This is a genomic window from Enterobacter cloacae complex sp. R_G8 (genome assembly GCF_024599795.1).
Classification (GTDB): Bacteria; Pseudomonadota; Gammaproteobacteria; order Enterobacterales; family Enterobacteriaceae; genus Enterobacter; species Enterobacter dissolvens.
This window is the reverse complement of sequence record NZ_CP102246.1, coordinates 1,008,379-1,027,943: the sequence shown is the minus strand read 5'-3', so window position 1 is coordinate 1,027,943 and position 19,565 is coordinate 1,008,379. Positions and strand designations below refer to the sequence as shown.

14 protein-coding genes and 1 pseudogene are annotated in these 19,565 nt (G+C 54.5%); 9 read left to right on the top strand and 6 right to left on the bottom strand.

What is annotated here, in order from left to right:
- Positions 1-87 precede the first annotated feature (87 nt).
- Complete coding sequence (locus NQ842_RS04895; protein ID WP_014833243.1) at positions 88-906, top strand: DUF4225 domain-containing protein; 819 nt, start codon at positions 88-90, stop codon at positions 904-906.
- On the opposite strand, the gene NQ842_RS04890 is transcribed toward NQ842_RS04895, so the two are convergent.
- From NQ842_RS04890 to NQ842_RS04880, 3 genes are all read right to left on the bottom strand, one after another.
- Positions 884-1,210 (bottom strand): hypothetical protein, encoded by a 327-nt coding sequence (locus NQ842_RS04890; protein ID WP_014833244.1) that lies wholly within the window; start codon positions 1,208-1,210, stop codon positions 884-886. The two genes, NQ842_RS04895 and NQ842_RS04890, sit on opposite strands and share 23 nt — an antisense overlap.
- Positions 1,211-1,459: 249 nt before the next feature.
- Complete coding sequence (locus NQ842_RS04885) at positions 1,460-3,247, bottom strand: hybrid sensor histidine kinase/response regulator (RefSeq protein WP_257256578.1); 1,788 nt, start codon at positions 3,245-3,247, stop codon at positions 1,460-1,462.
- Positions 3,244-3,876 carry a response regulator transcription factor gene (locus NQ842_RS04880; protein ID WP_013098693.1) on the bottom strand — a complete coding sequence of 211 codons (633 nt, stop codon included), beginning with the start codon at positions 3,874-3,876 and terminating at the stop codon, positions 3,244-3,246. The genes NQ842_RS04885 and NQ842_RS04880 overlap by 4 nt, the downstream gene beginning before the upstream one ends.
- Before the next feature lie 175 nt (positions 3,877-4,051).
- On the opposite strand from NQ842_RS04880, the gene NQ842_RS04875 reads away from it, so the two are divergent.
- Both NQ842_RS04875 and NQ842_RS04870 read left to right on the top strand, forming a co-directional pair.
- Entirely contained in the window at positions 4,052-4,366 is a 315-nt protein-coding gene (locus NQ842_RS04875; protein WP_013098694.1) for a lipoprotein, read from the top strand.
- 116 nt (positions 4,367-4,482) lie between these two features.
- Positions 4,483-7,500: an autotransporter domain-containing protein gene (locus NQ842_RS04870; RefSeq protein ID WP_257256577.1), complete on the top strand. Its 3,018-nt coding sequence runs from the start codon at positions 4,483-4,485 to the stop codon at positions 7,498-7,500.
- A 79-nt stretch (positions 7,501-7,579) separates the two neighbouring features.
- Here NQ842_RS04870 and NQ842_RS04865 read toward each other — a convergent pair whose 3' ends face one another.
- On the bottom strand, positions 7,580-8,107 hold the full coding sequence (locus NQ842_RS04865; RefSeq protein ID WP_014833248.1) for a LuxR C-terminal-related transcriptional regulator: 528 nt from the start codon (positions 8,105-8,107) through the stop codon (positions 7,580-7,582).
- Positions 8,108-8,778: 671 nt separating this feature from the next.
- On the opposite strand from NQ842_RS04865, the gene pgaA reads away from it, so the two are divergent.
- Genes pgaA through pgaD form a run of 4 tightly spaced genes read left to right on the top strand, consistent with a single transcriptional unit; the run spans position 8,779 to position 14,912 of the window.
- A complete protein-coding gene (gene pgaA, locus NQ842_RS04860; RefSeq protein WP_257256576.1) occupies positions 8,779-11,217 on the top strand; it encodes a poly-beta-1,6 N-acetyl-D-glucosamine export porin PgaA in 2,439 nt (812 codons plus the stop codon).
- 8 nt (positions 11,218-11,225) lie between these two features.
- Positions 11,226-13,163: a poly-beta-1,6-N-acetyl-D-glucosamine N-deacetylase PgaB gene (gene pgaB, locus NQ842_RS04855; protein ID WP_014833250.1), complete on the top strand. Its 1,938-nt coding sequence runs from the start codon at positions 11,226-11,228 to the stop codon at positions 13,161-13,163.
- Entirely contained in the window at positions 13,156-14,487 is a 1,332-nt protein-coding gene (gene pgaC, locus NQ842_RS04850) for a poly-beta-1,6-N-acetyl-D-glucosamine synthase (protein WP_118283374.1), read from the top strand. The genes pgaB and pgaC overlap by 8 nt, the downstream gene beginning before the upstream one ends.
- Positions 14,484-14,912, top strand: coding sequence for a poly-beta-1,6-N-acetyl-D-glucosamine biosynthesis protein PgaD (gene pgaD, locus NQ842_RS04845; RefSeq protein WP_014833252.1), 429 nt, complete (start codon positions 14,484-14,486; stop codon positions 14,910-14,912). Before pgaC ends, pgaD begins: the two co-directional genes overlap by 4 nt.
- 52 nt (positions 14,913-14,964) lie before the next feature.
- Here the strand turns inward: pgaD and NQ842_RS04840 are convergent, their stop codons facing one another.
- Both NQ842_RS04840 and gss read right to left on the bottom strand, forming a co-directional pair.
- The gene (locus tag NQ842_RS04840; RefSeq protein WP_257256575.1) at positions 14,965-16,071 is read right to left on the bottom strand and encodes a phosphotransferase; all 1,107 of its coding nucleotides are present in this window, start codon (positions 16,069-16,071) and stop codon (positions 14,965-14,967) included.
- A gap of 157 nt (positions 16,072-16,228) precedes the next feature.
- Positions 16,229-18,091 carry a bifunctional glutathionylspermidine amidase/synthase gene (gene gss, locus NQ842_RS04835; protein ID WP_257256574.1) on the bottom strand — a complete coding sequence of 621 codons (1,863 nt, stop codon included), beginning with the start codon at positions 18,089-18,091 and terminating at the stop codon, positions 16,229-16,231.
- A gap of 183 nt (positions 18,092-18,274) precedes the next feature.
- Between gss and yghU the strand changes: the two genes are divergently transcribed.
- Both yghU and NQ842_RS04825 read left to right on the top strand, forming a co-directional pair.
- Positions 18,275-19,144, top strand: a complete 870-nt coding sequence (gene yghU, locus NQ842_RS04830) for a glutathione-dependent disulfide-bond oxidoreductase (protein WP_014833255.1) — start codon at positions 18,275-18,277, stop codon at positions 19,142-19,144.
- 160 nt (positions 19,145-19,304) lie between these two features.
- Positions 19,305-19,421 (top strand): annotated as a pseudogene (locus NQ842_RS04825) (glycine zipper family protein); the annotation flags it as partial.
- Positions 19,422-19,565 lie beyond the last annotated feature (144 nt).

Here is a 19,565-nt window from a genome sequence, read left to right as displayed (position 1 = left end):
TATATAGTGCGTTGGTACGCATGGCTGTTATGGGGAGTCGTTTATCAGTCTAAGCAGTGGCCGGTAAAGCAATGGAGAGAAATTACAATGGATGCAGCATTACTTAACATGATGCACTCAGGTGGAAGAAATAAAGCCTGGGCGGAAACTATGGTGAATATGGAAGCCAGGAAGCTGGTAAATACAGCCAACACTCTGTCGGCTTTTCATCTCAGCGATAGTCTGACTCGAATGAAGTTTATTCAGGAAATTCGTGACCTCATAGAACAACAGTTTACGTTAGCTCGTCGGGCTAAATCAGATGAAGAATGCATGGAATGCGTTAAAGTTCTGAGAGAAGAAAACTGTAACCTCCTGGAACAAGCTCGTTTATTACGAACGCGGGCAGCCAAACTTTACGCTAAAGTCGAGTTCATCCGAGAGAATAACAAAATTGTTGGATATGTGATCTCGGCAGTCAGTGTTGTGCTGGCCGGTGCTGAAATAGCTGCGGGGCTTACCCTCATTGGCACTATGACCCCTCTCGGGGTTCTTGCTGGTGCGATACTGGTTACTGACGGGGCAAACAGCATCAGTAAAGAAGTGGCTCGCTACGCAACTCACAACACGACCAGTGAAGGGCTGGTCGCGAATGCCGCGATGTCTACAGCTGAGTTTATGGGCTTTAGTCGTGAGAATGGGTTAGGCGTCTACAAATCAATCTCACTGGCCGCTAATGCGTACACCATTTTTGGCTTGTTACGGCGACCTGGTACCTGGCGACTGTTTCGATATCTGCCTGCTGACTATTACCGAAAGGTAAGCACACTGAGCCGCCCGCAGCTAACAATGAAAATAGCTGGTTATGGCGTGAAAGCTAAGATTGTTTTTGATCTGTTGTCCGTCAGCGATCCGTCCCAGAATTAGTCAGCATTTTACGATAACGCCAGGATTTGTAGCCAAGTTTTGCTGGCGTTATATACCAGATAAAAGGTAGTAAAATCAATAACGTGATCGCAAGTGTCAGACTTGTATCCTGAGATGCAAGTAAAAGAGTTAAAGCCAGTATGATGAAGGCAATAATAGTTATCCACTTCATTGCCTTAAAACGATTGGCCAGATCATGCGTTACGCTATCAAACGAACCACCGTAATTCTCAATATTGTTTTTTAGCTTTTGAAGATCTTGTTTGCTAAAACCTGATTTTAAAAGTGCTTCTTCGCTGGTCATTCTGTTATCAGTCCCATAACTCACTGAACCTGGGACGAAGTTTAACTTAATTTGACGGATAAATCGCTACCTGACGATATTCGTCAAATTTATATTTATATCAACTCGTTGAACATATCTTAGAGTATACGCTCGAAAACTGACATCTACCCGGTACAAAAAACGTGCAGGACAGCGCGAGCTAGCGGGCCTTACAGCCTGGCGACCGGGAGCAGGCAGTGAAGCTTAACGCTGCTGCTGCCTATTCTTCTATCCACGACTCCCGGACCACTGTGTCAGCAGCGCATGCAGTTTAGCCGGCTCCAGAGGCTTGCGTAGCACCATGTACCCTTCCTGCTCCGCCTCCAGCAGAACCGGTGAATTAAATTCGCCGCTGACCATCGCGCCGCTCATGTCCGGCAGACGTTCAAAAAGCGCTTTCAGGATGTCGAAGCCGCTTTCACCGGATCGCAGACGCTGGTCGCACAATACGGCAAACGGCGTAAAGCCATCGTCGATGATAGCGAACGCTTCTTCAGCGGAGGCCGCACAGCGCACGTTGATTCCCCAGATGCTCATCAGGCTCTCCCAGGCAGACGTCACCAGCGGGTCGTCATCAACGACCAGACAGGAACCGTGCAGCGGCGCATAGCGTACCGGCGAGGCAGTGTTGTCATAGGCGGGCCGCATCTCCGGCGCGATCTCGTCGCCAGCATATTGGGTGAAGCGCATCCAGAAGCGTGAACCTTTACCTTCAATGGATTGCATCCCGTACTTCACCTTCATCAGCTTGGCACAGCGGGCAACTACGGCCAGACCCAGCCCGTGTCCTGCACTGTCGATCTTCCAGGCCAGTTCGGGGCGGTAGTAAGGTGAGAAGATTTTACCTTTCTCATCATCGGCAATACCAACACCCGTGTCCCACACCTCCACCATACACCCGTCACCGCGCGGTCGGATGGCAACCAGCACGCCGCCCTGTAGCGTGTAGCGGAGGGCATTTTGAATCAGGTTAATCAGGGATTGTCGCACCAGCAGCGGATCGCCCATCACGTAGATGCGGCGTTTAGGTCGCCAGGTGCGCAGCCTGAGTGCGCGGCTGTTGGCCTCTTCGCGAAACAGCGTGATCACCGAGTCGAGCAGCGCGCCAATGTCCACTCTGGCAGGGGCAGTAAGCACATTCCCGGATTCAATCTTGCTGAGGTCAAGGAGGGAATTGAACATCAAATGCACCGAGCGGACGCTCTGCTGCAGATCAAGCAGCTGGGGCGTGAGGCTGTCGTCCCGGTTTCGGTGGATAATCGCTTCGATCAGAAACCCCATGGCGTGTACCGGCTGACGCAGGTCGTGGCTGGCGGTCGTCAGGAACTGATTTTTATCCAGCAGCGCCTGCTCGGCTTCCTCTTTGGCCTGGCGAAACTGTTCTGCCAGGCGTGAGCTTTTTTCCTCAAGCAGCGCCTGCTGAATGAAGAACGCGTGCGACGTTAACGCATGGCGGTAAATGGCGAAGCCGTACAGCAGGTTCAACATCAGCACAATGAACATCAGATCGTCCAGCCGCCAGATAATGCCAAGGTTCAGTACCCCCCAGGAGGCGAAGAAAAAGCACGTAAAGGTGCTGATGACCGGCGTCAGATGCGTCGCATTGGCGGCAACGATGGCGGCAATACTGATATTCAGGAGCAGGAAAAAGTCAAAGTTCTGCGTCTGCGGAGTAATTAAATAGAGAGATGAAATCCCCAGCCCGTGAATTAAAGCGATCTTATTTATACGCGGCAGCCAGCGGCGCAGGACATCCGCTTCATCATGCTCTTTCGCTTCGCGCTGGTAGCGTCGGTGCAATATTCGGATCGCCACGGCACATAGCAGGTAAATAATTATCCAGGTAATGGTTGGGCCGAGTTCGTCGCCCAGCAAATTAATCCAGATGGCGAAAGGAATGCCGACGAAAGGGACAGCGCTGAAGCTGAACACCAGCCGCAAAAAGGTATTGTTTAGCAAACGGATCTGCGCGGGAGGAGAGATGCCAGCGTTCTGTAAGCTCTGTAAAAATCTCATTCCGACGGTTCCCGTTTGCCATGCAGAAGCGTGATGGCTTCGACCCGACTGTTAACGCCTATCTTTTTCAATATATTGCTGATGTGTTCTTTGACTGTAGGCTCAGAAATAGAAAGTTGCGCGGCGATTCTTTTATTTGGCAGGCCGCGCATAATCATATTTAACACGTCTATTTGGCGCGGCGTTAAGTTAAATTTACTTAACTTCTCATTATTCGATTCAACGGAAAATTCGTTTCCCTCAGGAAACCAGGTGAGATTATCAGTGAGGGCAAAAACGGCCCGCGAAAACATTTCAGGTGGCTCGCTTTTCAATACGAAACCGTGCCCACCGGCGGCGTGAACTTTCTGCCAGATATCATTATTATCATCCCCGCTAACCACCAGGAGCCTTACCTGTGGGTAAAGTTGTTTGACTTCTTTGAGTAATTTCAACGCGGTTCCGGACGAGAGCCAAAAATCGATTACCAGCAAACGTGGCGGGCCATTATCCCTAATTTGACGGTAGCAATCATCCTCATTCGTCACCACACTCGCCTGCTTAAATCGGCAATGTGTAATCAGAAAATTGGCGATGCCGCTTGCTACCAATGGATGGTCATCAACGACCAACGCATAATTCTGCCCCAAAGGATCCTCCTTTTACCTTCGCATATTAGAGAGTACGGATGAATTATTATCTACCCACCCTACTTTAGGAGGGTTTTTTCGATTAGGAAAGGGAAATATATTATTCGCTGATTTGAGTAATAGAAAACATAAATACAATCAGAGAAATTAACTGATTGGATATAAAGGATAATTTATGAAAAAGCCACTACTCTTTTTAACCGTTACGTTGATGCTAGCCGGTTGTTCCACGCTGAAAACCGATCAGGCCATTCCACTCCTGCAGGCGGAAACCGCTAAAATGCTGGGGCTGGGCTCATCGGATGAAATAACCGTGACCAATGTTAATGGCGCCCAACCGGATGCACTGGGAGGGCAAAAGCTGTCTTATCGCGCGACAACGGAAAAAGGCCGTATTTTCGATTGCTCATCGATGATGATGCCAGGGATTTTAGGATCCGCCCCGACGCTGAGCGCGCCAACCTGTACACCTGTGGTCACCCATAAATAATTAACTTCATATCAAAAGGCGTACACATATTACGCCTTTAACTTTTTCTGTCGTATCTGATTTTTCATTTAAAACCGATTTTCCAGACATCACGCTAATGAGTACGGAGATAACCCGTGAATAACTCTACATCGCATTCTTTAGCGGTTAAGACGCCGCTTTCCAGACTTTACCTCGCTCTATTTTCCGCGCCGCTGTTACTGCTTTCACCTGCCGATTTCGCACGTGCAGCCGATGCCATTTTTGATGGTGACACGCGTATTACCGAAACGCTGGGTTACACCGGAGACGTTTACGTTGGACGCAATCAACGCGGAAACCTGCTGATCGATAATGGCAAAATCACCGCTTATAACATCAATATCGGCCGGCTGTTCAACGGCCAAATTTATGAAAGCGTGGTCACGGTCCGTGGGCCAAACGCTGAGCTTAACGCGGTGAACGATCAGTACGTCCTGCGCGGCGACCTGAATCTTGGCCTCGGCACCCTGCGAGTCGAAGAGGGCGCGCTGGCGAGTGCAAAAGAGATCGTTGTCGGCACCACCCGCGGCTACGACAGCCACCTTATCGCCACGGGTGCCGGCTCTCGCGTGACCAGTAATTTTCTTAGCGTAGGCCCCGATCTGGGCGCACGCTCCACGCTGGCGATTGAAGATGGCGCGGCGCTCGATACCACCTACGATGCGCGCATCGGCAATGGTACCGGGCCGGATGAAACCGACACGCTGAGCCCAAAAGCCACCGTCACGGGGAGCGGCTCACAGTGGAATGTTGGCCGTACGCTGACGCTGAATGGCGACCTGGACGTGCTGAACGGCGGAGCGGTTAACGTGGGCGGCGTGCAGGTGGCGGGCGTCTCCGGGGCTGGGAAAACCGCCGAGCTGGTTATTGCGGGCAAAGGCTCGCGCTTTACCAGCGACAGCAGCGTTAGCGTGGGCGATTATGGCAATGGCGTGCTGTCGGTTATTGACGGCGGTTCATTTTCCGCCGGCAGCAATGCGCTGATCGTGGGGACATCGGGCTCCGGTTCGAACCGGGGGGCGCTCATCATCGGCAGCCGCGGCAACATGGACACCGGCACGGGTATAACTGAGCCAACGCTTGGTACGGCAGGCGGCGCAGGGACCCTCGATGCGAAGACGGCAATCAGTCTGCGTGGCGGGCTATTCGGCAGCTATGTCTTCTTCAACCATACCGACGAAAACTACGTCTTCAGCAACAAGATGAGCGGCGAAGGTGAGGTGATCAATACCTCCGGGCAGACAACGCTGAACGGCGATCTTTCAGCGCTTCAGGCGAACGTGACCGCACGTGGTGGCAAAGTCATTATTGCCAGCAACATCAACACCCAGCCAGAAGACGATATTTTTGAGATTCAGACCCTTAGCGCTGAGAACGGCGGTACGCTGATCCTCAACGCGACGGCGGGTTCAGACGTCAGCAATGGGCTGGGTTACAGCAGCGCCGCGTCAATCAAGGCCGGCGGCACGCTGGGCGGCAACGGTACGCTGGGCCAGACCGAGATCCTGTCCGGTGGGCATATCTCACCAGGGGATGGCGATATCGGCACGCTGACGCTGAAACGCTATCTGAATTTTGTGGGCGAGTCTTTCTATGACGTTGATATCGCGGGAGATGGCCGCAGCGACCAACTGCTGGTATCGGGCAAAACCACCATCAGCGATCTGGCTAAAGTACAGGTCACCGCGCTGGATCCGCAAACCAGCTATAAAACGGGACAAAGCTATCGCATTTTAACTTCCGACGGGGGCATTGACGGTCAGTTCGCCGGAGCAATATCCAAATCCGCCTTCCTGGACGTGGCGCTCAAGCAGAGCACTAACGCCGTCGATCTGACCATCGCGCAGAAAGAGACCGGCGGCGAAAACCCGGGCGGTGAGAATCCAGGAGGAGAAAACCCTGGAGGCGAAAACCCTGGAGGCGAAAACCCGGGCGGTGAGAATCCGGGCGGTGAAAACCCCGGCGGAGAAAATCCTGGCAGCGGCAAGCCAGGGATTTTCCAGACCGTGGCCAGGAGCAGCAACCAGTGGAATACCGCCGGGGCGCTCTCCACGCTGACGCAAAGCGGCCCGTCGCTGGCGCTGTATAACTCGCTGCTGGTGCTGAGCGCGCCGGAAGCGCGCGAAGCGTTCAACCAACTCTCCGGTGAAGTGTATCCCTCGATGCAATCCAACCTGATCGCCGGCAGCACGCAGGTGTTTAACGTGTTAAACCAGCGGATGCAGCGCGCGTTTGATAACGACAGCCTGCCGATACCACCGCTAGCAATGTCGCTGGTGCAGCAGCCGGAGCCGCAAAACAATGGCGTCTGGGGCCAGACCTTCAGCTCCTGGAGCCGAAACAGCGGCGACGGTAACGTGGGCAAACTGGACGGCAACACCACCGGTTTCCTGCTGGGGGCAGATCGCAAGCTGGCGGACCATAACGTGCGTGTCGGTGGCTACTTCGGCTACAGCCGCGGGGATTACGACGTCGACAGCCGTCGTTCCTCAACGGATACCGACAACTATCACCTCGGCCTGTATGCAGCGGGTCAACAGGATGCGTTCTCCCTTCGCGGCGCGCTGGGTTACACCTGGCACAAGATCGAAGGCGAGCGCAACGTTGATTTCAGCGGCTTCTCGGATCGGCTGAAGTCAGATTACGACGCCAACTCGCTGCTGGCGTTCACCGAAGCGGGTTACCGTTTCGGCCAGCCAGAGATGAATGTCGAGCCCTTTGTTAACCTCTCCTGGATCCGACTGCATACCGACAGCTTCAGAGAGGACGGCGGTGCCGCCGCGCTGAGCGTACGTAATGAAACCATGAACACCTTCTATTCCACCCTCGGGGTGCGCGGTGTGACCGCGTTGCCGAAGAACGTTAACCTCTACGGTTCGTTGGGCTGGCAGCACGCCTATGGCGATAAGAATACCTCTTCGCGCATGGCGTTTGCGGGCAGCGACGCGTTCATTACTCAGGGTCAGACCGTGGATGAGGACGTGATGGTGGGTGATATCGGCGTGAGCGTGCAGCTGTCGCGTGCTGCGACGCTGGATGTGGGCTATCAGGGGCAATATGGTGCCGATACCCGCGTCAACTCGGTTAACGCTAATCTGCGCTGGTCGTTCTGATTGATATCAACGCTGAAGTGCCGGGTTGCGCTACGTCGACCCGGCCCTCGTGGCGGTTTTTTTTTGGTTTATGACCCAATCAGGGATCGTTCCCATCTCCATCCAGCAGTTTGTTTTTAAAGATAAACAAACACGCCTCGTTAAAATTCTCCGCCCCCAGCCGTTCAGAGAGCGCCGTTCGCGTGCGGTAGAGACTTTTAATCGAGGTGTTCAGTTCCTCCGCCACCTCTTCCATCGACATGCCCGCCCTGAGCAGCCGCAGCATAATCGCTTCATGGGTACTCAGCCGTAAGTTAAGCAGCCATTTGGTTGTCAGACGCCTGCCTTTCATATTCAGCACCAGATTAAACAACGACGCCATGTCAGCCACCGGAAGCGCAGTATTCATAAACATCTTCATGCTGAGCTGATTCTCCTCCCGGTGCCGCATATCGAGCATCACGCAGCCGATTGTTTTTCTCGTTCTGGCCGGATGGCGTATCAGATAATCATACAGACGGAGCGGTGAACGACTGTCAATCAGCACAGAATATTCATCTGCACTGTTATCAAATATCTTTCTGTCAATCGAATCCAGCAGGATTATATCCGGAAAAAATATCCTCATTCCCCTGACGAGGTAGCGATCCTGTGTCACTAACACTATTGAAGTTGCCACTAACCATCCCTTTTAGATTAAAGCAAGAACGACCCTTCAGAAAGAAGACGCCTTCGTTTTATAGCGCTTTTATATGAACGATAAATGTATTCTGGCTTTGATCATCCCTCGACACACACATTGATTTGTAAGACTTCCCATAGACTATCACTCAATGTCTGCTATTAATTATAAGTAAAAAACAATCGCAGAAAAGTCACCCCTCAAGATATTAAGAATTTTTGTCACGAAACTTCCCAAACATGCACCGGAAAGTACTTTAATTTATGCAGCACAGGCGCATTAAAAATATAAACAAAAACGTCACAATAAAAATAAATACATTATATATCAAGACATTAGAAATATAGCATTCGTTAAAAATAATCATAAAAATCACCTGAATACAGAATTATCTCAAAACAACAACCCGGCTTTTCAACATATTTATCCGTCAACATATCAGGTGTACATTACCTTTCACCCGGTCCATAACGATAAGGATCCATAATTACCTTTAAGTAAGTACCTCATAACGTAACTGCATTCACATTTTACGCTCTCATTTATGGCCTTTAACGCTACGTATAAAGGCGGCCGTGTTGCGCAATGGATTTATGATAAACAAATGGCAAATAGATATGGAAAGATCACTTCGCTTCAATACTTTATTCTTTTACCGCGCCCCAAAATTATTGTGTCTGCTATTACTGTTTCCCATTCTGGTTCAGGCTGCCGAATCCGTATATGACCAACAGATTCAGCAGGCGCGTAATGGTAATTACACTTCGTTTCTCCATTACTTGCAGCGTTATCAACAACAGCATGCCCTGACGCCTGAACAAGTTGCAGACTGGCTGCAGGTTGCCTCCTGGGCAGGACGCGATGACGAGGTTATTCAGGTATGGTTGCGTTATAACGTCTATATGCCACTCCCCGCCCGTGGCGTTGCCGCAGCCGCGCAATCCTGGAGAAATCAAAAGCAGTGGCAACCTGCGCTCGCACTCTGGAAACAGGCCTGTAGCTTTGCACCGGAACATGACGACTACCGTGTCGGGTATATCAAAACGCTGGCCGATGCCCGCATGGATCAACTGGCCCTTCAGGAAGCGCAAAAGCAGGTAACAGCGCACCCCAGCCAGATAAACCTGGAGACGCTCGCCTATGTGTACTTACGCCAGGGGAAAAGCTGGGATCGTTTATTAGCGGACACCCGCGCCCTGAAGAGCGCCCCCGAGAATAAAGCACAGCTCAGTGCGCTCATCGACGACCTGAACGATAACCGGGTCAGTACGCCTGCCCTGCGGCTGTCACAGGGTATTGCTCTGCCTCCGGCACAACGACGCCAGCTTGAACTTAACGCCGCCGCCGAACAGGTACGCCTGGCTGATGTGCCTGGCCGTACGGAAAAAGAGCGCCTGCGTCTGGCGCAAGCCGCACTGAATCGCTATGACGCTCTGCTTGCCCGCTGGCAACACGAACCGCAGGCGGCAGAAGATATCATTCGCGCCCGCGTCGACCGCCTTGGTGCGCTGTATGCGCAGGGTGATTATCCGCAGGTGATCGCTGAATATCACACGCTGACGTCAGCGCACCATCCGGTGCCGGGCTGGGCAATCGGCTGGGTCATCTCCGCGTATCTGCAGGAGCAAAACGCCGATGCAGCCCTGGCACTCCTGCAAAAGTATCCTGACTATGCACGTAACCCGCAGGACGAAGAGCATCAGCTTTTCTATGCCTGGCTGGATACCGGGCAGTATCAGGCCGCCCGTCAGTATGTCGAGCGGATAACCCGTCACGCCTCCTGGACCCGCTACGATTTCGGTTCGCCAACCGCCAAACCCAACGATCAATGGCTTATCGGCCAGTCGCTCACGTTTCAGTATTTGCTGGCAACAAATGCCCTGCCGGAAGCCGGAGCACTGGCGCACCGTCTGGCCGCCACGGCGCCCGGCAATCAGGGGCTACAGATTGATTATGCCGCCCTGCTTCAGGCCCGCGGCCTGTCACGTGCGGCAGAGCAAAAGCTCAAAATGGCGGAAGTACTGGAGCCCTCAAATACAGAGCTGGAGAAGCAGCAGGCTTACGTCGCGATGGATCTGCAGGAGTGGCGACAAATGGAACTCCTGACCGACGATCTGCTCGTCCGTGCGCCACGCGATCGCAGCGTCCAGCGCCTGGACAGGCTCAGAAATGTACATCATATGTCTGAACTGCGTCTGAACGCAGGCAAGGGATTGCACTCCGACAACCCGGTCAGCGGGACTCACGATCTGAACTGGGACGCCACGCTCTATGGTCCACCAGTCGCCGATAACTGGCGACTGTTTGGCGGCACCCGCTTTGCAGAAGGCAAGTTTGACGAAGGTAAAGGCACCAGCCGCCATCTGGTTGGTGGCGTCGAATGGCGGTCCCGGGATATCTGGCTTGAAGCGGAGCTCTCCGGCAACCGTTATCACGGCACCAGCACACCTGGCGCTCGCCTCTCCGGTCAGTACAGTCTGAACGATCGCTGGCAATCTGGCGGCAGCCTCGAACGGGTATCACGCACCACGCCGTTGCGGGCGTTACGGAACGGGATCCGTGCAGACCGCGCGGAAGGCTGGGTGCGCTGGTATCAGAACGAGCGTCGCGAGTATCAACTCAGCGCCGCAGTCAGCCATTTTTCCGACCATAACCGCCGACAGGAGTACACCCTCACCGGCAAGGAGCGGCTCTGGCAAACGCCGACCCTGACGCTGGATCTTGAACCGGGCATCTCCGCCAGCACGAATAGCCTGCGGGATACGCTCTATTACAACCCCGAGCGGGATCTGTCCGCGACGGCTGCGTTGTCCGTCGATCATCATCTGTACCGCTATTACGACACCCTCTGGAGCCAGCAACTGGTCGCCGGAGCCGGAGGTTACTGGCAGAAAAATCAGTCCGCCGGCGCCATCACGCTGCTCGGCTACGGGCAACGCGTTCAATGGAACAACGTCGTCGATACCGGCGTGATGTTGAACTGGGATAAGCGCCCTTACGACGGTAAACGAGAAAGCAATCTCTCCGTCACCTTCGATGCGACTTTACGGTTTTAAGGATGAATATGTTGAACATTCGTTTTCGTGTGGGCCTGCTCATCATCGGCTGGTTATGCCTCAGCGCGAGCGTCTGCGCACAGGCCCTTTCGTTTGTTTCGCCCCACGAGAGACCTCAGCCGGAAGCCAGTAAACCCTGGCCAAAGAATCAGTTTCTCGTGCTGGCCTACCACGATGTGGAAGATGATGCCGCCGATCAGCGCTACCTCTCCGTACGGACCAGCGCTTTAAACGAGCAGATAAGCTGGCTTGTGCATAACGGGTATAACGCCATCAGCGTGCAGGATATTCTGGATGCCCATGACGGTAAAAAAACGCTGCCGCCGAAAGCCTTTCTGCTCAGTTTTGACGACGGATACAGCAGCTTTTACACCCGCGTCTGGCCGCTGCTCCAGGCCTGGAATGTGCCGGCGCTGTGGGCTCCGGTCGGCAGTTGGGTGGATACGCCAGCACAGCAAAAAGTGAATTTTGGCGGTCTGATGACCCCCCGCGATCGCTTCGCGACGTGGGACATGGTGCGCGAGTTAAGCCAGTCCCCGCTGATTGAGATTGGCTCACATACCTGGGCCTCACATTACGGCATACCGGCCAATCCGCAGGGAAGCCGCGAACCGGCCATTGCCAGCCGCTTTTACGATAACGCGACAGGGCGCTACGAAACTGACCAGCAGTTCAGCCAGCGCATCGGCGATGACGTACGGAAAGTCACCGAAAAAATCGCGCAGGTGACGGGCAAAGCGCCGCGCGCCTGGGTGTGGCCTTACGGCGCTGCCAACGGCACGTCGCTCGCCATTGCCAGACAGCAGGGTTATCAGCTGGCCTTTACCCTTGAGGACGGGCTGGCAGACGTGCGTCACCTCGACAACATCCCGCGCCTGTTGATCTCCGGGAACCCTTCGCTCAAATCTTTTGCCAGCAGCATCGCGCAGATCCAGGAGACCGATCCTGTGCGAGTCATGCACGTGGATCTGGACTACGTTTATGATCCCGATCCGGCTCAGCAGACCAAAAACATCAACATGCTGATCCAGCGGGTCTATGACATGAAAATCAGCCATGTTTTCCTGCAGGCGTTTTCTGATCCCCTCGGCAACGGCACGATTAAGGCGCTCTATTTCCCCAACCGCCAGCTGCCCGTGCGTGCCGATCTCTTCAACTTTGTCGCCTGGCAACTGCAAACCCGCGCGGGCGTAAAAGTCTACGCGTGGATGCCGGTTCTCTCGTTCGATCTCTCCCCTGCCCTGCCGCGCGTGCAGCGCCGGGATCGTCAAACGGGCCAGGTGCGTGTCGCCACCGAGCCCTATACCCGGCTTTCGCCGTGGGACCCACAGGTTCGCCAGCAGGTGACCGAAATCTATGAAGACCTGGCCCGCTATGCCAGCTTCAACGGCATCTTGTTCCATGACGATGCGGTGCTCACGGACGTGGACGACGCCGGGCAGCAGACGACGCGTCAGAAAAGCCAGACGCTGATCGGGTTTACCCACGCCCTGAGCCTGGCGGTGAAGCACATCCGTGGCCCGCAGATAAAAACCGCGCGCAATATGTTCGCCCTGCCAATCCTCGACCCGGCGAGCGAAGCGTGGTTTGCGCAAAATCTTGATGACTTCCTGGCGGAGTATGACTGGACGGTGCCAATGGCCATGCCGCTGATGGAGTCCGTCCCGGCTGACGAGAGCAACGCCTGGCTAACGCGTCTGGTTAAGACCGTCGCCGAACGCCCCGGCGCGCTGAATAAAACCATTTTTGAGCTGCAGGCCCGTGACTGGGCGCAGACACCGCAACGCGCCGTACCCGACAGTCGTCTGGTGGAATGGATGCGCGTGCTCCAGCTTAACGGCAGCAAACATTACGGTTACTACCCCGACGATTTCATCCATAACCAACCTGATATGTCCCGTATCAGGCCTGAATTCTCTTCGTACTGGTATCCTGACAATGACTGATCGCCTTATTGCCTTCTCAATTTTATGCCTGGTATTCGGGTTGCCATTAGGCGTGGCCGCCCTCTTTACCGGCGAACTGATTCTGGATTTTGTCTTCTTCTGGCCCCTGTTCATGTCCGTGTTCTGGATCACCGGGGGGCTCTATTTCTGGTTTCAGCTTGAACGACACTGGTCATGGAACAGAAAAACGCCCGCCCCGACGTTAGAGGGCGATCCGTTAATTTCGATTCTCATTCCCTGTTTCAATGAGGAGCGAAACGCCCGGGAGACGATCGGTGCCGCGCTGGCCCAGCGTTACCCGAATATTGAGGTTATCGCCATCAACGATGGTTCGTCAGATAACACCGCGCAGGTGCTGCAACAGCTGGCGCAGGAGCAGCCGCGTCTGCGCGTCATCCATCTGGCGGAGAATCAGGGGAAAGCCGTGGCGCTGAAAGCGGGCGCAGCGGCGGCCCGGGGGGATCTTCTGGTCTGTATTGATGGCGATGCCCTGCTCGATCGCGATACCGCCGCTTATCTGGTTGCCCCGCTGATCCACTATCCCCACGTGGGCGCCGTGACCGGGAACCCGCGTATTCGTACGCGCTCCACATTAATTGGCCGCATTCAGGTGGGCGAATTCTCCTCGATCATTGGGCTCATCAAACGCACGCAGCGGATCTACGGCAGGGTCTTTACCGTCTCAGGCGTCATTGCGGCCTTTCGCCGTCAGGCGCTGGCGGACGTGGGCTACTGGAGCCCGGATATGATCACCGAAGATATCGACATCAGCTGGAAGCTTCAGCTTCGCCACTGGGATATCTTTTTCGAACCGCGCGCGCTGTGCTGGATCCTGATGCCGGAGACGTTAAAAGGGCTGTGGAAACAGCGCCTGCGCTGGGCCCAGGGCGGCGCGGAGGTGTTCCTGGTCAATCTTCGCAAGATCGTGCGCTGGGAACATCATCGCATGTGGCCGCTGTTTTTAGAGTACGCCCTGTCAACGCTGTGGGCGTTCGCGTATGCGGTGACGGTGCTGTTATTTATCATCAGCACCCTCACGCCGCTTCCGGCAAACCTGACCGTCACGAGCCTGTTTCCGCCGGAATTCACCGGACTCCTGTTGGGGATCATGTGCCTGCTGCAGTTCCTCGTCAGTTTGTACATTGAGCGACGTTATGAACGCAACGTGGCGAGTTCGCTCTTCTGGATCATCTGGTTTCCGATGGTGTACTGGATGATCGGCCTGTTCACCACCCTCGTCGCCTTCCCGAAGGTCATGCTTAAACGCCAGCGCTCACGCGCGCGCTGGATCAGTCCGGACAGAGGAAAAGGGAGCATTCAATGAACGAGAATACGTTAATCCTGACTGAACATCGGCTGGTGCCCCGGCTTTTTGATGCAGCGTTAACCCTGCTGGCCTGGGGTGGATTTCTGTTTTTCCTCTATGCCAACCTGTGGATGCAGATAACCAACGAGAGCGACTACCGCTGGGGAGTCATTATTGCCTCCTTTAAGACGGTGCTGATCTATTTGCTGATTGCCGCGCTCAACGGCTGGTTGCTGATCCTGTGGTATCAATATAATCGCCGCCGCGCGCATGCGAGACGACATCGCCGCGCAGCATCGCTTAAGCACGACGAGCTGGCCCGCAGCTTTAACGTGACGCCGCAAATCATCTCAGAGATGAGTCAGTACAATTTACTGACGGTCTATCATGACCAGATTGGACGCATAATTGATTTGAAAATCAGTCAGCAGGACGAGGAATAAGGCTCGGGCATCCGCAGGTTCTCCCTGCGGATGCTGTTTCTGCGGGTCACTCTCAGCGCTTATACTGTGGCTGCATAGCGTCACAGGCGAGCTGACGTTTGCGTTGATATTGCGCCAGTAACGCACTCTGACTTTTACCTTTATTATCGTAAAAAAGCGCGCCGCCATCGTTAAGCACCTCGTAACACGCCTGGATCGACTGAGTAATGTACTCAATCCTTTTCAGGGTCAGTGGCGTACAGCTTTGCCCATGTAAATCATCCTCGACATCCAGAACGTGTGAGCGAAACGCCTCAAGGGTGAAACCGCGCTGCAGGCTTTGATTATCATGCAGTGCCTGTTGCCAGCGGGTAATAATCGCATCCAGCCAGACGAGCACCGCCGCATCCGCGCCTTGCGACGCCAGTTTTTCTCTTTTATGGCGATAATGCTTCAGGGCCACAGTTTTCAGGGCATGATACTGCGACAGTTGCACGGCTTCAGGCTGATTTTCTTCGAGCAGCCTTCCGAAGAAAAAGCGGGTTTCAAAACGCTCGCAGGCGTGAAAGAGGGGATCCTTCAGGCCATTGCTGTTGTAGCTCTGCAGAGGCTGGAAAGGATACATATACCCGAAATCGAATAACCAGAGATGTCCGTTATCCATAAGAAGATTGCCGGGACACAAATCCCACTCCATAAGACCGGCCTCTTCGCATGCCATTAGCGTTGATAAAACCTGTTCAAACAGATCTTCATCGACCTTTTCTGGCGAGTGGCCCGGCAGCCAGGGCGAGAGAATAATCCCCTGGCGAAAGTTGGCATAAATCGTCGGTACGATGTGATCGAATCGTCCCGCCCAGAACGGATCGTTTTTGAGCCGGGTGAAATCAGCGCGTCTCTGTACTTCATTGAGGAACGAGGTCTGGCCATCGGTATTTCGCACCAGCGCCTCGTGTCGTTTCTGCTTGAGGGTGTAGTGTCTGCCCTCAATACACAGATGCAGGACCTGAGCGGTAAGGCCGCCATCAAAGCATTCAACGACGCAGGGATCGGAAGACGAAAGCTGCATTAATTTCTCAGGGGCCATCGGGCAATGGCGGCTGTCACCGACAACAATATTCTCTGCTGAGGCAATAAAAGAGAGCTGGGCTTGCTGGCGGGCATGGGTGAAAGTGTTCATAGGCTGTCCATCAGGTTGAGGGTCATCATCAGCCTGGCCTGGCCGCAGCCAGAAATCTTCCTCCGTGAGGCAGGATTTGAGGGAGGAACCTGAGGGTGGAGAAAGACAAAGAAAAGCCTCCGCAAGCGATCCTTGCGAAGGCTCGGTTACTGCCTGGTTACTTATCCTTGACCACAATCAGCGGTTCAATATCGCTCTCTTTTTTCACCACCAGCGTTTGATCCCCACGCAGACAGGTGCCGCCGTAATTCCCGCCCACGGTAAAGGTACAGACCTGGATATATTTGCCATCCACCTTCGGCAAACACCACAGCTGCTGGTAGATATTCTTGCGATCGACAAACTTGCCGCTGGATTTATCCAGCAGTTCATCCTGGGCGCTGATCAGATCGATATTACTGCCGCAACGTCCGGCGATCGGTTTGACGGCATAACCGGTCTGCTTCAGCAGGTCGTTAACCTCAAAATCGGTATCAAGCAGGTAGCGGTGGTTCGGGAACAGCTGCCACAGCACCGGCAGAATCGCCTTATTGCCTGGGATCACCGTCCACAGCGGTTCGAAGACCAGCACTTCCGGGCGCAGCAGCACGTCAATCAGCCGTACTTCGCCTGCCGGGTGACCGGTGCGGATCGGCACGGCAGCGTATTCGGTTTCGCTGACCTCCCGGATCTGCTCGATTGCCGTTTCCCACGCCCAGGTTTTCCACACGCAGTTGACGTGGCGACCTTCGTCGTCGATCAACTGCCCGGCGGCATCCCAGCTCAGCGCGCCGAGACCGTGCAGAATTTTGGTGTCAAACCCGGCCTGCAGCAGCGAGCGCTGAATGAAGAGCGCGTGATAATCCTCTTCAACATCGTTGTCCTGCATGATGTGCACGAACGGACGCGCATGGCTGTGTTTCCACGCCCCGGTCAGTTCCTCCAGCAAACCTTCTGCCGGGTTGTGCCCATTGCCGCGATAGCCGTGTTTAACCCACTCTTCCAGAATTAAGCCGCCCTCGGTGTGGCAGGAGGCGGAATCAGCATTGTACTCGTAAACCTTAATGCCGCGCTCATCCATACAGAAATCCATACGACCGGTGATCATATGGTGCCGACGCCACTGCCAGGAGAGACGCAGGCGCGGCCAGAGGATTTTGGGAATGTCGAAAAGCGCCAGTAAGTTGTCATCTTTCAGCACTTTGTCGGTGGCGTGCAGATACATCAGATGCAGTTCATTGGTCGCTTTAATCAACTCCTGTTCGGCGCTTTCGGTAATCGTGAAATAGTGGCAGGGATCGTGATTAATAATGTGGCCGTTGGCGCGGATGTAGGCCTGCTGCAGGGCGTCATTTTCGTTGAGCCATTTTCCGTCGTATTGACGTTTATTCTTCAACCGCGCACCGCTGATTTTCAGCAGTTCGCCGTCAGGTTCGGGCTGGGGAATGCTGTGCTCCGTGTCGTCCGTCTGGATCATCCAGCCAAGGATTTCGGTATCGCTGAAGGTGTCATGAAGCGTGTAACAGCCGTTCTCAACGGTCATGCGCAGCTCACGGGTCCACTGCTGTCCGAGCGGGAGCGGAGAGTGAATTACATTCTGCTCGGCAATGCGGACCTTGCCCTCCAAAAGCTGGGTGATTACCGCGACATGGCCGGTTTCATGGAACTCGCCGCCCTTTTGCCAGATGAGGAGCGCCCCGGCCTGCGGCGCGCGTTTCGAGCCGTTGGCAAAAGCCTGTAACGGCAGAATATTATCGTTCACCACCTGGCGCAAAAAGCGCAGGGAGAAGATCTCCCACGCCATCCCGACGTCGGTAAACACGAAGCCATAGTTGAGGAACAGAAAACGGCGGGCGAACTCCACACACTGCCACTTGTGGCCCATGTATTCGTTGCCGATATAGCTGCGGAAATCCGCGTCTTGCGGGTACTTACGCGGGTCCAGACTGCCGTAATTTGAAGAGTAAATCGCCACACCACCGGGCGCATAGCCTAACAACGTCCCGAATGGCGCATCACTGCTTAACTTTCCTTTACGCATGTATCCAACCTAAAACAGGCAGGCGGCAATTTTTTGAAGGGTTGTCGTCGTCTGCACGTTGTAATTAACCTGACAGAGGTGGGGTTATCATACACCTCCCCTGACCTTTGCGCTCAGTTCGTTAAACGGTCTATTCATCTCCTGCTACACTGCCTCAACACATCACAAAAAAGGCAGGCCAACATGTCAGACGAAAATACCTATCAGCCACCCAAAGTGTGGGAATGGAAAAAGAACGGCGGCGGGGCGTTCGCCAACATCAACCGTCCTGTTTCTGGTGCCACGCATGAAAAAGAACTGCCCGTCGGTTCGCACCCGCTGCAGCTTTACTCCCTGGGCACGCCGAACGGTCAGAAAGTGACGATCATGCTCGAAGAGCTGCTGGCGCTGGGCGTAACAGGCGCGGAGTACGACGCGTGGCTGATCCGCATCGGTGAAGGCGATCAGTTCTCCAGTGGCTTTGTTGAGGTGAACCCGAATTCGAAAATACCGGCGCTTCGTGACCACTCCACCACCCCGCCAACACGCGTATTTGAATCCGGCAACATCCTGCTCTATCTGGCAGAGAAGTTCGGGCATTTCCTGCCAAAAGATCCGGCTGGCCGCACGGAAACCCTGAACTGGCTGTTCTGGCTGCAGGGCGCGGCCCCATTCCTCGGTGGCGGTTTCGGCCATTTCTACAACTATGCGCCGGTGAAGATCGAGTACGCGATTGACCGCTTCACGATGGAAGCCAAACGCCTGTTCGACGTGCTGGATAAACAGCTCGCCCGTGGCCGCTACGTGGCGGGTGAAGAATACACCATCGCCGATATGGCGGTCTGGCCGTGGTTTGGCTGCGTGGCGCTGGGCAGCGTCTACAACGCCGCCGAGTTCCTGGATGCAGAGAAATACACTAACGTGCAGCGCTGGGCGAAAGACGTAGCGAACCGCCCTGCCGTGAAGCGTGGACGGATTGTGAATCGCACCAACGGTGAGCTTAACGAGCAACTCCACGAACGCCACGCGGCGAGCGACTTCGAGACCAAAACCGAAGATAAGCGTCAGGCGTGATGCACTGCCGGGCGGGTAACCGCCCGGCCAGGCAAATCCTTGCCCAGGGCATGATTAGCTTAAGGGATGGGCCGGTATTACTGGCTCTATGCGGACGTTTTTCTCCAGCCAGACGGCGAGAAGCGACGTTTCAACCGACAGCAGTCACAAAGGATTTGTTATGAAATCAATCAATACAGCGCTGGTGATCAGCATCCTCCTTTTTTCTACCTCAGGCATGGCGATGGACAAAACCGCCGCCGGTGCGGTAGCCGGCGCGGCGATTGGTGAAGCGACGCACTGATAAATGCCGTAGTTCTGCTTTTCGAACTGGTATGATGATGTTTCCAGATTTTCTGGCGGGCCTCCTTCCAGGTTGCCGATCGGGCTTAACTGGTTATTGCCGCAGGGCGTGTTAAACTTCCCGCAGGGAAAAGGAGGT